This is a genomic window from Sporocytophaga myxococcoides, assembly GCF_000775915.1.
Lineage (GTDB): Bacteria > Bacteroidota > Bacteroidia > Cytophagales > Cytophagaceae > Sporocytophaga > Sporocytophaga myxococcoides_A.
This window is the reverse complement of record NZ_BBLT01000002.1, coordinates 98,237-111,681: the sequence shown is the minus strand read 5'-3', so window position 1 is coordinate 111,681 and position 13,445 is coordinate 98,237. Positions and strand designations below refer to the sequence as shown.

Here is a 13,445-nt window from a genome sequence, read left to right as displayed (position 1 = left end):
TATGACTACTTCAAGCGAATATCTGTTTCAGGAACAGCCTATTTCCATTTTATTTACTGAGGATAATGAGTTGAATCAATTCCTTATATCCAAATTGCTATCTACGTATAAGGATAAAGTTGAATTTGCAGAATCCGGTTATGAAGCAATAGAAAAAATAAGGAAGAATCACTACGATATTGTTTTCATGGATATCAATCTTCCAAAACTCAACGGGATTAAAGCCACTCAAATGATCAGAAACGATATTAATCTTTCTGGCGACCAGTTACCAATTATTGCTATGACTGCTGCTGAAAACAGCAACATGAAGGCATTTCTGGATGCCGGAATGAATGGTTATATCAGCAAACCATTTGAAGTAAGAGAACTGAAAGAAATTCTTGCAAAACACCTTGGAAAGGATATCAAAGCCACTACAATCAGCGAACAAGTGATTGTCCCCTTTACATTCGGAAATATCACCAACAAAGATGTTTTGGCAAAGATGATTTCCTTATTCAAGAAACACAAGAAAGAGTTTTTTGAACAAGTGACTTTCCATATTGGAGAGTCAAATTATGAAGCAATTTCCAATACAGCGCATAAAATGAAATCGACTGCTGATGTAATTGGAATTCCAGAATTAAAAGAAGCTCTGAATAAGCTGGAAAATTACGCAAAGGCTCATGAAAAAGAGGAAATGGAAAAAGCCTATAAAAAAGCTCAAGAGCTTTTCATAGTTTCAGAAAAAGCTCTTGAGCATTACAATTAATTCTATTTATGCTTGTTTCTTTTTAGGAGGCATCGTCCCAAAAACATAATCCCACAAAGGTGAAGACACCCCAAACACTGTAGAATTATCTTTATAATGATGTATGGCATGATTCACCCAAAGTTCTTTAAAAATATTCTTTGGAGGAGCATAAGCATGCACTATATAATGAACAAATAAATAAGAAGCATATCCCATAAGCAACCCTGGTAAGAATCCAAATACTTTGGTATTCATTAATGAATAGAAAATTACAAAGAAAATGACTGCAAGCGTAATGCTCAGTAAGGGAGGCATTGCCAGCCTGTCTTTATCCTTAGGAAATTCATGATGCACACCATGCATGTTGTACTGGATCTTTTTCTTGAAATTACTTGTAGGCTCCATGTGAAATACAAACCGATGAACGAGATATTCAATCAGAGTAAAAAACAGAAATCCTCCCAGAAACAGCAGCGGGATCAGATACCCAGGGAGAGTGGTATACCTAAATGCGTAATATAATAAAACAGCTGATATCACAACAAAAATCGAAATCGGTATTGATATATGTGTTCTGCTGAGTCTTTCTAATATCGGATTGTCGAATAATTGCTTAGTACCACTATTCTTCGGCTTATTTGTAGTAAATCCTTTATCTTCCATATCTCTAATCTTTATTTACTAAAAACAAATTGATTTTATTTCGCTATACTTTTTAAAATTACACTTTTAAGGTTTCCCGAACATTTGTAAGAATTCTCTGGTAAAAACTTTCATATAAAGGCAAAATATTTACCACATCAAATTCTTTAGCTCTTTCCAGAGCGTTTTGTCTGAATGTCTGATGATTCTCCGGATTTAAAATTATCATGGCCTTCTCCACCATATCGTCTATATCACCTACCTTAGACATAAATCCTGTTTTTCCATTGATATTCAATTCAGGGATACCTCCGGTTTCAGAGCTTAGTACCGGCACTTCACATGCCATTGCTTCAAGAGCTGCAAGGCCGAAACTTTCTTTTTCTGAAGGCATAATGAATAAATCAGCGACAGAAAGTACTTCTTCGACAGCATCCAGCTTTCCAAGAAATCTTATATCAGAACATGTCTTTAACTCCCTGCAAAGGTTTTCTATCTTAATTCTTTCAGGACCATCTCCTACCAGGAGGAGTTTTACCGGAATCAATTTACGCAATTTGTCAAAGACCCTCACTACATCATCAACTCTTTTAACTGCTCTAAAGTTAGAAGTATGTACAAGAAGCTGCTCTCCATGCGGACAAATAGCCAGCTTGAAGTGCTCTTTTTTCTGTTTCTTAAATCTGTTAAGGTCAATGAAGTTAGGAATTACTTCAATGTCTTTGGTAACTTCAAAATGTTTGTAAGTATCTTTTTTCAGATCTGCACTTACTGCTGTAACCCCATCAGACTCATTTATACTGAAAGTTACAACAGGTTCATAAGATGCATCTTTGCCTACTAATGTGATATCTGTACCATGAAGAGTAGTTACTACCGGAATAATTATTCCTTTTGTCTTCAATATCTGCTTGGCCATATATGCAGCAGAAGCGTGTGGTATTGCATAATGTACATGAAGTAAGTCAAGCTTCTCGTGCAAAACAACATCAACCATCTTGCTGGCAAGTGCAAGCTCATAAGGAGGATATTGAAACAGAGGGTAAGAAGAAATTGCTACTTCATGGTAGAAAAGGTTTTCATTAAAAAAATCCAGCCTTAAAGGTTGCGTATAAGTAATAAAATGAATCTGATGACCTTCCTTTGCGAGAGCAATACCAAGCTCTGTCGCAACGACACCACTACCTCCAAAAGTGGGATAACAAACTATTCCAATCTTCATAATCCGGTCCTATTTAGACTTATTTACAAGTTCAAAGTTAAAACAACAATGCGACCGGACAAATATAAGCTTACTTGAGCGTTATTCTTTTATCTGTATTATAATTTAATATTGCTTTATACAATACATCCTGAATCTTAGTCCTTACGCCTCCTTTAATCAGCTTTTGATTTCCGGCATCCGGATAAACTCTGTTTGAAAGGAAAACATAAACTAACTCCTGATCAGGATCTGCCCATACAGCTGTTCCCGTAAAACCAGTATGTCCAAAGGTGTTTGGAGAGGCATAATCTGAAGTTGGCCCGTTTCCGTCCGGTTCTGGTTTATCCCATCCCAAACCTCTTCTGTTGCCTTCAAACTGTTTCTCTGCAAATAAAGGAACTGTCTTCGGCAGAAAATATCTGGTCCCTCCATAAAGTCCCCTTTGTAGATTCATCTGCATAAGCACTGCCAGATCATTTGCATTGCTGAACATGCCCGCATGGCCGCCCACGCCACCAAGTAATGCTGCTCCCTGGTCATGCACTGTTCCCCGTATCAGTGCTTTTCTGAAATACTTGTCATCTTCTGTTGGAGCAATCTGATTTAGAGGAAATTTCCCTAATGGGCAATAAGTCAGGGTGTTCAGGCCAAGAGGATCAAAGAAATTCTGCCTGAGGAATTCATCAAGGGACTGGTCTAAAACCTTTTCGGCGACACGCTTCATGATATAAAACCCAAGGTCACTATATACATAAGCATTCTTATCAGACCGTTTTTCCACCTTACCTTTCTTATTTTTTTTCAGAATAGGTTTAGGTAGCAGATCAGATTCAATAGTCCATTTCCATAAAGAATCTTCGATGGTATTGATACAATACAATCCCGGTATTACCATTCTGCAGAAAGTATCATTTTTCTCAGGACTGTAGTAGCATTTATTAAAACCAGAAGTATCTAATGTACGCTTCCAGTGTGGAAGGAACGGGATTAACCCTGCCTGGTGTGTGAGAATATCCTTGATTACCAGATCTTCTTTATTGGTATTTTTTAGTTCAGGAAGGTAAAACGAAGCCTTTTTATCAAGGTCAATCAAATCTCTTTCCTGCAGAAACATTACTGCCTGGAGGGTTCCGGCTACCTTTGAGACTGAGGCAACATCATAAAGAGTATTATTTGTCACCTGCTCTTTTTTATCATAAGTAAGAGTCCCATAAGCCTTTTCAAAAACTACCGTTCCGTTTTTCACTGCAAGAACCTGGCAACCAGGAGTTGCTTTATCTGCAATTGCTTTTAAAGCAATTGAATCTATTTGTTTTAATGTCGCCCCATCCATGCCAGCATTTTCAGGATAGGCGTAACGAAGTCTCTTGACAAATGGATTGGTATCATATCCTGAATTAATCGCTATCTCGTGGCCTATAGAGACCGGAGTACGCCCTGTCGCCTGTATTCCTCCGAAAATAACTTGGGGTACAACCTTATAAGTCACTTCGTTATCTTCATAAGCACATAGAAGATTAGGGCTTGTAGAAAAGAATTTCAGACTATAAGGATTGCCAAAAACACAAACAATAGTTTTAGTAGTAGCCTGCAGCTTTTTAATAAATTTTCTGGAATTTTCACTTATACCATAATCCTTATTATTAAAGATATTTGTATTCTGAACGCCGATAATTACTACCTCAAATTTCTTTAATTCATTTAGAACCGCATCATATACGGCCTCATCAGAATTTTTATTTGCAACAGCAAAATGAGCTACATTGGCATATTTGCTCAGCATTTCCTGAAAAGTATTTCCCTTCTCTCTGCCAATTGAAACTGAAGCTATCGAAGTAGTATCGGGATATTTTAGTGGTATAAGCTGATCATCATTAAAAACAACTGTCATTGCTTTTTCATACAACTCCTGCTGAACGGCCTTAGCTGCAGTGTTGTTGAGATCTTCATAAAGGTTTTTTAATGCAACAGGTGCAATATGATCCAGGCCTGCCCAGTATTTTGCTCTTAATATCTTTCTTACTTTTTGATCTACATCCTCTTGAGAGAGCTGCTTGTTTTCAATTGCTTTTTCAATTTTGCCAATTGCGACAGGAACATTTTCGGGAAACAACAAGACATCATTACCCGAAAGCAGAGCATATAAATCAACTTCCCCAGGCTTATAAAAACTGCTAACCCCTTTCATATTCAGGGCATCAGTAAAAATAAGACCTTTAAAACCAAGATCATTTTTAAGTATGTCAGTTACAACATGAGGAGAGAGTGTTGTAGCCCTGTTCGGAGTATTGTCCAATGCAGGTACATGAATATGGCCCACAAGAACTCCCATTACACTGTCTTTAATGAGCTGACGGAAAGGATACATTTCAACATCCGTCAACCTTTGAATACCGTGATTAATAACTGGTAAAGTATGGTGAGAGTCCGTCTCTGTGTCTCCATGCCCTGGAAAATGTTTAGCTGTAGTCAGCACAAAATTATCCTGCATCCCTTTCATATAAGCGATGCCTTTATTGGCAACATTTACTTTATCTTCCCCGAAAGAGCGCATCCCAATGACCGGATTATTAGGATTGCTGTTAACGTCCACACATGGGGCAAAATTAACATGCACCCCAAGTCTTCTGCATTGGCGGGCAACTTCCTTACCCATTTTGTAAATGTATTTGTCATCAGCAATTGCTCCAAGTGTCATCTGCTTGGGAAAACTGATAACACTATCCAGTCGCATGCCCAATCCCCACTCTGCATCCATGGCAATAAATAAAGGAACCCTGGAAAGAGCCTGAAATCTGTTTGTGAGAATTGCCTGGCGAACGGGACCTCCCTGAAAAAAAATCAGGCCTCCGATACCATATTTTGTGATGAGCTCTTCAATTTCCTTAACGTGTTTTTCCCCTTTATTAGAATAGGCTGCCACCATAAATAAGTGACCAATCCTCTGCTGTGGAGACATTGAGTTCATGATGCTATCTACCCATGCATCCTGATTCATTAGCCTTTTTGGTGTCTTTTTTGGATTATTCCACGAAAGAAAAAGAGCTCCACAAAGGATAAGAAACGAAACCAATAAATACCTGCTATACATCAACAACTCGGAATTAAAAGAGAAAACTTTACAGATACAACAAACGGACCAGTATTTTATGTTTTAAATAACTAAGTAAAATATTTATTGTAAGGGTAATATTCTCTTCAAATATAAATCAATTAATGTTTGCGGGAAATGAATTTCAAATCAATGTTTAAGAATTTGTTATACTTTTTTAAGAAAGGATAAATGAATAACTTTTTTAATTTAAAATTATTATAAGAAAAAACGGGTTATTTTTGTCTCCAGAATAAAACCAAATGCCAGATATAATTCGTCTCCTACCAGATGCCTTAGCCAATCAGATTGCTGCAGGTGAAGTTGTTCAAAGACCAGCTTCTGTGGTAAAAGAGCTTCTGGAAAATTCCATAGATGCGGGAAGCAATAAAATTCAACTAATAATAAAAGATGCAGGGAAAGCACTTATTCAGGTGGTTGACAATGGGAAAGGTATGTCTGACACTGATGCAAGACTTAGCTTTGAAAGACATGCAACATCCAAAATAAGTTCTACAGAAGACCTTTTTGCAATAAGAACTTTCGGGTTCCGGGGAGAAGCGCTGGCTTCCATTGCCGCAGTTGCTCAAGTCGAAATGAAAACCAGAAGGGCCGATGATGAAGTAGGAACCCTGATCAGAATAGAAGGCTCGGAAATAAAAGCTCAGGAACCTGTAAATACACCTGTAGGCACTAGTTTTAGTGTTAAAAACCTGTTCTTCAATGTCCCTGCAAGAAGAAACTTCCTGAAATCTAACCCTGTGGAAATGCGCCATATTCTGGATGAGTTTCACAGAGCTGCTCTGGCTTATCCTTCAATCGGCTTTACACTGTTTCAGAATGATATGGAAATATTCAACATGCCTTCAGAAAAACTGAGCAGAAGAATAATTTCCCTTTTTGGTCAAAATTACAAGGAACAACTTATTACTTGTCAGGAAGAAACGGACCAATTGAAAATCCATGGCTATATCGGAAAGCCTGAGAATGCCAAAAGAACAAGAGGCGATCAGTATTTCTTTGTAAATAACAGATTTATCAAAAATAATTACCTCCATCATGCTGTAGTTCATGCTTTTGACAATCTCCTTCCGGATGACAGTTTCCCTTTTTATGTGCTTTTTATAGAAATCGATCCTAAACACATAGATGTCAACGTTCATCCTACCAAAACCGAAATTAAATTTGATGATGAAAAAACCATTTATGCCATCATCAGAGCTGCTGTAAAAAAGGCACTTGCGACACACAACATTGCTCCTTCCCTTGATTTCGAACAGGATATCAATTTTTCACTTGGTCAAAATCCTTCAAGTTATCAAAATTTTCCGCCAAGGAGAGAACATGAAATAGAGAGAGGAAACGAAGCATTCAAACAGGGATTGCGATTCCCCTCTTCAACCAATCCATTGGAGGAAAAAAATAAAGATAACTGGGAACAGCTTTACAAATCTTTCGAAAACGAAGAAAAGCCAAAGACTTTTGAAACAATCAGACTGGGAAGTGCGGTAAATACCAAACCGGAAGAAAAGGATGTTTCATTAAATAAAGATCTCTTGTATAACGAAAACCAAAGCACATTTCAGCTTCACCAGAAATATATTGTTACTCAGGTTAAATCAGGAATGCTGATAGTAGACCAGCAGGCAGCACATGAAAGAATTCTCTATGAGAAATACCTGAATATGCTTCAGAATAAATTCGGAGCCTCTCAACAATTTCTTTTTCCTTTGAAAATTGAACTTTCCCACTCAGATTTTGCTCTGATTATGGAGATGGAAGAAGAAATCAAATCTCTGGGATTTGTCTTTAATGTATTCGGGAATACCACGATTGTTGTAAATGGAATCCCTGCGGATATTACCGGAGGAAATGAAAAGGATCTTTTTGAAGGCCTTATCGAGCAATTTAAAAACAATAGAGACGAATTAAGTATTGATAGGAAAGAAAACCTGGCAAGGGCCCTTGCGAAAAGAGCTTCATTGAAGCCGGGCACAAGACTTACCTTGCTGGAAATGAACACCCTGATAGATCAGTTATTTGCCTGTAAAAGTCCGAATTACGCGCCAAATGGAAACCATACAATCGTAATTCTTGACATGAACAGAATAGAAAAGTTTTTTACAAAAACCCAATTTTAATCAGTCATGCAAATGTCCCTTACTCCCATGGTAAAAAATCTCCTGATCCTAAATATCGGGGTGTTTCTTATTATGGTGTTTACCAAAGTTGATCTTATTGATATATTTGGCCTTCGATACCTTGAAGCTACTGATTTTAGACCTTACCAGCTCTTTACTCATATGTTTATTCATTCAGGATGGGGTCATCTTTTTTCTAATATGTTCGGACTCTTTATGTTTGGACCACTTTTGGAGAAAATGTGGGGTTCAAAAAGATTTCTAGCTTTTTACATGATTTGTGGACTTGGAGCTGCTCTTATTTATTCAGGAGTTGAATATTTTGAAATGGAAAAATTAAACCGTTTAAAACTTTCATTTATTTCTTCTCCATCTCCAGAATCTTATATAAAATTCTCGAGAGATGCTTTGGGAAATGATGACTTAAGCTATCCTCAGCTACTAAATTTATTCGAAAAAAATCCAGACAATAAAGAGATTATAGATTTAGCGAAAAACAGAGTAATTTCAGTTTATAATAAAATATCAAATATTCCTAGTGTAGGTGCATCTGGGGCATTATTCGGAATATTATTAGCATTTGGAATGCTTTTTCCTAATACAGAATTAATGATGCTTTTTATACCCATACCAATAAAAGCTAAATATTTTGTTGCAATGTATGGCATATTTGAACTTTATTCGGGGGTTCAAAGAAATCCAGGCGATCATGTTGGTCACTTTGCTCATTTAGGCGGAATGTTATTCGCATTCCTGATTGTTAAATACTGGGAAAGAGAAAGAAATCGTTTTTATTAAAATGAATCTTTTAGAAGACTTAAAATATCAGTTTCGGCAAAAGGAAAATGGTCTGACAAAGATCATTCTGATCAATGTCATTGTTTATATAACAGGCACCATTTTGTGGGTATTCTCAAAAGGATTTGGGGATATGAGACTTTTCGACCTCATCTACATTAATCAACATCTCCCGGCTCATTTCAGTGATTTTCTTCAAAGGCCCTGGTCATTAGCAACTTACTTCTTTAGCCATACAGTACCTAATCCTTTTCATATTTTAGGTAATATGTTAGGTCTTTACTGGTTTGGTAGACTGGTCTCTGAATATCTTGGCAATAGAAGGCTGATTAGTTTGTATATCCTTGGTGGACTTGCAGGTGCTGCTATATATTTGCTGCTATATAATTTTATTCCTTATTTTATGCACCGAGCCCCATTATATGGCATGATCGGAGCTTCTGCAAGTGTATATGCAGTAATAGTTGCAGCAGCCACTCTCCTCCCAGATTATTACTTTCATTTGGTATTTATTGGGCCTGTCAGAATCAAATACATTGCAGCATTCTTTATTTTCGTTTCTTTTATTGGCTCTGTCGGCATGAATGCTGGAGGAAATTTAGCTCATTTAGGAGGAGCCCTATTAGGCTATATTTTCATCAAGCAACTTAAAAAAGGTATAGATCTGGGAAAACCGGTAAGCGCTGTCAGTGAGTTTTTCAATAAACTATTTACCAGAAGAAAAATTAAAGTAAGCTATAGAAACAGTGAAAAAAGCTTCAATAATGAAGATAAAGAACCGGATCAGAAAGAAATAGATGCCATCCTGGATAAAATTTCAAAATCCGGGTATTCCAGTCTTACAAAGCGAGAAAAGGAAAGACTTTTCAGAGCAAGCAGTAAAAAATAACATTAATATCTTAACAGTTTCAGCCCAATATTTTTTATGCAAATGGTGGATTTTAAAAACTTATCAGTAACAGAGAAAGACGGAATACTTCATATAACGATCAGTCGGGTGGAGAAAATGAATGCGTTGAACCACAAAACCCTGGAAGAACTGAAAGTTGCTATTCAGAAAGCTTACGATGAAGACAGCATTAAAGGCGTAATCCTTACAGGTGCAGGAGAAAAGGCTTTTGTGGCTGGAGCTGATATCAAGGAGATATCAGAAGTACCGGAAGTTAACGCCAGAAAATTTTCCGAATATGGTCAGGAAATTTTTGACGCTTTTGAAAAATGCCCTAAACCCGTTATTGCTGCCGTTAATGGATTCGCCCTTGGCGGAGGTTGCGAGCTGGCAATGGCTTGTCATATCCGAATTGCATCCGACAGCGCCAAATTCGGTCTTCCGGAAGTTACGCTTGGTATTCTTCCTGGCTATGGAGGCACACAGCGACTTCCTCAATTAGTAGGAAAAGGCAAAGCATTTGAATTGATTATGACAGGTGACATGATTTCAGCTCAAGATGCACTTGCTATCGGGTTAGTGAATCACGTTACCGACAAAGATCAGCTTATACCAAAATGCCTTGAGATTCTGAAGAAAATCTCAACCAAAGCTCCGATTGCCATTGCCCAGGTTGTAGAATGCATCAATGCTGCTTATTCAAAAGAAGAAGACGGATATCAGACAGAAGCTAATTCATTTGGGATCTGCTGCAAATCGGAAGATTTTCATGAAGGCACTTCTGCATTTCTTGATAAAAGAAAACCTGAATTTAAGGGGAAATAATGTTCTCTGAATTATCTAATCCAGCAATTCTTTTTAATACATTATTATAATGAGGGTTTTAAAACCCTTTTTTAATTTATGTCACTTCTCAAAAAATTAGCGGGGCAGACAGCCCTTTATGGACTAAGCAGTATTCTTGGAAGGGCAATCAATTTTTTGCTCGTCCCTTTTTATACCGCGGTTTTGGCACCTGTTCAGTTTGGAACCATAACAGAGCTTTATGCCTATGTAGCTTTCTTCAACATACTTTATTTATATGGTATGGAAACTGCATATTTTCGATTTGCAACTAAAGAAAATCTCAGTGAAGAAACTGTTTTTAATCAGTCCGAGACTTCATTAATCTTCTCAAGTCTCCTGCTGAGTGGTGCAATTCTTCTTCTTTCACCAGTTATTGCAAATGGACTTGATTATCACGGGCATTCCTCTTACTTCATCCTTCTCGGAACTATACTCGCTATAGACTCTATGTTGGCAATTCCGTTCGCCAGATTAAGACTGCAAAACAAAGCGGGAGTATTTGCAACAGCCAAATTGTTTAACATACTGGTAAATGTTGGCTTTAACATATTTTTTCTTGTTTTCTGTAAAAAAATAGCTGCTGGAGAACAGTTTCCATCTTTGAAACCATTGGCTCAATCTATTTATTCTGAAGAGTATATTGTAGAATATATCCTGATTTCAAATCTTATAGCCAGTTTTCTTACTATCTTCTTTTTACTAAAAACGTTTAAAGGCTTTAAAATAGATTTTAATTGGGAAAGGCTTAAACCCATGCTTATATATTCTATCCCGATGTTATTCATAGGACTAGCTGGAATGGTTGATGAAATGTTAAGCAGGATCATATTAAAATATGTTTTACCTGAAGGCTTTTATCCGAATAGAACCAATCTTGAAGCTCTGGGAATTTTTGGCGCTTGTTACAGGCTTTCTATGTTTATGACCCTGGCAGTGCAATCATTTCGATATGCTTCAGACCCCTTCTTTTTTTCCCAGGCCAAAGATAAAAATGCTCCTGAACTCTTTGCGACTGTTATGAAATGGTTTGTAATAGCATGCTCATTCCTTTATGTTGTTGTCAGCTGTAATCTTTCTCTTTTTGAAAAAATATTGAGAGGAGAAATATTTAGAGAAGGAATACTTGTCGTGCCTGTACTTCTGATGGCCAATTTGTTTCTCGGAATATATTATAATTTATCTATATGGTATAAACTGACAGATAAAACTCAGCTTGGCACTCTGATAAGCATACTGGGAGCGGCTATTACAATCATAGCGAATTTTATACTGATACCTTTTTTCGGATACATGGGCAGTGCAGTCACCACACTAATATGTTATTTCATTATGTCCGCTGTAAGTTATTTATGGGGCAAAAAATATTTTCCAGTACCTTATAATATAGGTTCTGCATTATTTTACCTAACCTTTGCTGTCATTTTAAGTATACTAGCTCTCAGTTATCCTTTTGGGAAAGGTAGTATTATGAGCTACGGGTTTCAGGTGATTCTGCTTGGGACATATCTATTTGTGGTATTTTTGATCGAAAGAAAGCAAATGAATTTTAAAGCATCATAATTTTTGTATTTTTACCCGACTTATAAAATTTAAAAATGCAGGTAAGAATCATAAATAATTCCAGACACGGACTTCCATCCTATCAAACTGAAGGTTCGGCAGGCATGGATTTGCGGGCAGATCTTGACACACCGGTTTTGTTAAAACCAATGGAACGAGCTTTGATTTCTACAAAATTATTTATTGAACTCCCTTTAGGATATGAAGCACAGATAAGACCCAGAAGTGGCCTTGCTTTTAAGAACGGAATTACAGTGCTTAATTCCCCCGGCACTATTGATTCAGATTACAGAGGAGAAATTAAAGTTCTGTTAGTTAATCTTTCCACTGAAGATTTTCTGATTAACGATGGAGAAAGAATTGCACAAATGATAATAAGTAAATATGAACAAATTAGCTGGTTACCTGTTAAAGAGCTAGCCAATTCCCAAAGGGCGGCAGGCGGTTTCGGCAGTACCGGAACCAGATAATTTTCAGAGATATTTTGACATAATCCTTAACTATAATAACCTTAACTAATTTTTAAGTATGAAGATAATTATTCCAATGGCGGGAATGGGCAAGAGAATGCGCCCTCATACCTTAACTGTTCCAAAACCACTTATCCCGATCGCTGGCAAGCCTATTGTGCAGAGACTTGTAGAGGATATTGCAAAAGTTTGTGGAACAAAAGTAGACGAAGTAGCATTCATCATTGGTAACTTTGGAAAAGAAGTAGAAAAAAAACTGATGGAAATTGCTGCATCAGTTGGAGCAAAAGGAAGCATTTACTATCAGGAAGAAGCATTGGGAACGGCTCATGCAATTCTTTGTGCAAAAGAAGCTTTAAAAGGAAATCTTGTGGTAGCATTTGCTGATACACTTTTTAAAGCAGATTTTAAACTTGACACTTCTTCTGAAGGCATTATCTGGGTACAGAAAGTTGAAGATCCAAAACCATTTGGAGTCGTAACTCTAAATGAGAAAGAAGAAATTACTAAATTTGTAGAAAAACCGGAAACATTCGTATCCGACCTTGCAATTATCGGTATTTACTATTTCAAAGACGGAGAATATTTATCAAAAGAACTTCAGTACCTTATTGACAATAATATCAAAGACAAAGGTGAGTACCAGCTTACCAACGCACTTGATAATATGAAAAACAAAGGGACTAAGTTTAAACCTGGAAAAGTTACCGAGTGGCTTGATTGCGGAAACAAAGATTCTACAGTTCAGACCAACGAAAGATACCTGGATTATATTAAAGATCAGCAACTTGTTGCAAAGTCGGCCAGAATTACAAACTCTGTAATCATCCCTCCTTGTTACGTCGGTGAAAATGCTGAAATCAGCAATACAATCCTGGGACCATTCGTTTCTGTGGGAAATGGAACAAAAATTACTGATTCTGTGGTTAAAAAGTCTATAATCCAGGAAAAGGCTGTCGTTAAAAATGCCAACATCAGCAATTCGATGCTTGGAAACTCTGCTACCTTTGAAGGAAAGCCATCCGACCTTAGTGTTGGAGACTTCAATACCATTGTGCTTTAATATTA

11 protein-coding genes are annotated in these 13,445 nt (G+C 37.0%); 8 read left to right on the top strand and 3 right to left on the bottom strand.

What is annotated here, in order from left to right; translation table 11 throughout:
• The first annotated feature begins 1 nt into the window (after position 1).
• Complete coding sequence (locus MYP_RS04725) at positions 2–754, top strand: Hpt domain-containing response regulator (RefSeq protein ID WP_045459399.1); 753 nt, start codon at positions 2–4, stop codon at positions 752–754.
• Between the two features lie 6 nt (positions 755–760).
• Here MYP_RS04725 and MYP_RS04720 read toward each other — a convergent pair whose 3' ends face one another.
• The 3 genes from MYP_RS04720 to MYP_RS04710 form a co-directional block, all read right to left on the bottom strand.
• On the bottom strand, positions 761–1,399 hold the full coding sequence (locus MYP_RS04720; protein ID WP_045459398.1) for a sterol desaturase family protein: 639 nt from the start codon (positions 1,397–1,399) through the stop codon (positions 761–763).
• Positions 1,400–1,457: 58 nt separating this feature from the next.
• Positions 1,458–2,600: an N-acetyl-alpha-D-glucosaminyl L-malate synthase BshA gene (gene bshA, locus MYP_RS04715; protein WP_045459397.1), complete on the bottom strand. Its 1,143-nt coding sequence runs from the start codon at positions 2,598–2,600 to the stop codon at positions 1,458–1,460.
• A 70-nt stretch (positions 2,601–2,670) separates the two neighbouring features.
• A complete protein-coding gene (locus tag MYP_RS04710; protein ID WP_231570008.1) occupies positions 2,671–5,580 on the bottom strand; it encodes a glycoside hydrolase family 3 N-terminal domain-containing protein in 2,910 nt (969 codons plus the stop codon).
• Positions 5,581–5,936: 356 nt separating this feature from the next.
• Between MYP_RS04710 and mutL the strand changes: the two genes are divergently transcribed.
• From mutL to MYP_RS04675, 7 genes are all read left to right on the top strand, one after another.
• A complete protein-coding gene (gene mutL, locus MYP_RS04705) occupies positions 5,937–7,814 on the top strand; it encodes a DNA mismatch repair endonuclease MutL (protein WP_045459395.1) in 1,878 nt (625 codons plus the stop codon).
• Between the two features lie 6 nt (positions 7,815–7,820).
• Positions 7,821–8,612, top strand: coding sequence for a rhomboid family intramembrane serine protease (locus MYP_RS04700; protein ID WP_045459394.1), 792 nt, complete (start codon positions 7,821–7,823; stop codon positions 8,610–8,612).
• A 1-nt stretch (position 8,613) separates the two neighbouring features.
• Positions 8,614–9,501: a rhomboid family intramembrane serine protease gene (locus tag MYP_RS04695; protein ID WP_045460960.1), complete on the top strand. Its 888-nt coding sequence runs from the start codon at positions 8,614–8,616 to the stop codon at positions 9,499–9,501.
• 42 nt (positions 9,502–9,543) lie between these two features.
• A complete protein-coding gene (locus MYP_RS04690) occupies positions 9,544–10,326 on the top strand; it encodes an enoyl-CoA hydratase/isomerase family protein (protein ID WP_045459393.1) in 783 nt (260 codons plus the stop codon).
• 78 nt (positions 10,327–10,404) lie between these two features.
• Complete coding sequence (locus MYP_RS04685) at positions 10,405–11,907, top strand: oligosaccharide flippase family protein (protein ID WP_045459392.1); 1,503 nt, start codon at positions 10,405–10,407, stop codon at positions 11,905–11,907.
• Positions 11,908–11,942: 35 nt separating this feature from the next.
• Complete coding sequence (dut, locus tag MYP_RS04680) at positions 11,943–12,377, top strand: dUTP diphosphatase (protein WP_045459391.1); 435 nt, start codon at positions 11,943–11,945, stop codon at positions 12,375–12,377.
• 58 nt (positions 12,378–12,435) lie between these two features.
• Positions 12,436–13,440, top strand: a complete 1,005-nt coding sequence (locus MYP_RS04675) for a sugar phosphate nucleotidyltransferase (protein ID WP_045459390.1) — start codon at positions 12,436–12,438, stop codon at positions 13,438–13,440.
• The last annotated feature ends 5 nt before the right edge of the window (positions 13,441–13,445 follow it).

Excerpts from the sequence above, each read along its gene's own strand:
- MYP_RS04725 (WP_045459399.1), top strand. The coding sequence starts at position 2 with ATGACTACTTCAAGCGAATATCTGTTTCAGGAACAGCCTATTTCCATT.
- dut (WP_045459391.1), top strand. The coding sequence starts at position 11,943 with ATGCAGGTAAGAATCATAAATAATTCCAGACACGGACTTCCATCCTAT.
- MYP_RS04720 (WP_045459398.1), bottom strand. The coding sequence starts at position 1,399 with ATGGAAGATAAAGGATTTACTACAAATAAGCCGAAGAATAGTGGTACT.
- MYP_RS04675 (WP_045459390.1), top strand. The coding sequence starts at position 12,436 with ATGAAGATAATTATTCCAATGGCGGGAATGGGCAAGAGAATGCGCCCT.
- MYP_RS04710 (WP_231570008.1), bottom strand. The coding sequence starts at position 5,580 with ATGAATCAGGATGCATGGGTAGATAGCATCATGAACTCAATGTCTCCA.
- MYP_RS04695 (WP_045460960.1), top strand. The coding sequence starts at position 8,614 with ATGAATCTTTTAGAAGACTTAAAATATCAGTTTCGGCAAAAGGAAAAT.
- MYP_RS04685 (WP_045459392.1), top strand. The coding sequence starts at position 10,405 with ATGTCACTTCTCAAAAAATTAGCGGGGCAGACAGCCCTTTATGGACTA.
- MYP_RS04690 (WP_045459393.1), top strand. The coding sequence starts at position 9,544 with ATGGTGGATTTTAAAAACTTATCAGTAACAGAGAAAGACGGAATACTT.
- mutL (WP_045459395.1), top strand. The coding sequence starts at position 5,937 with ATGCCAGATATAATTCGTCTCCTACCAGATGCCTTAGCCAATCAGATT.
- bshA (WP_045459397.1), bottom strand. The coding sequence starts at position 2,600 with ATGAAGATTGGAATAGTTTGTTATCCCACTTTTGGAGGTAGTGGTGTC.
- MYP_RS04700 (WP_045459394.1), top strand. The coding sequence starts at position 7,821 with ATGCAAATGTCCCTTACTCCCATGGTAAAAAATCTCCTGATCCTAAAT.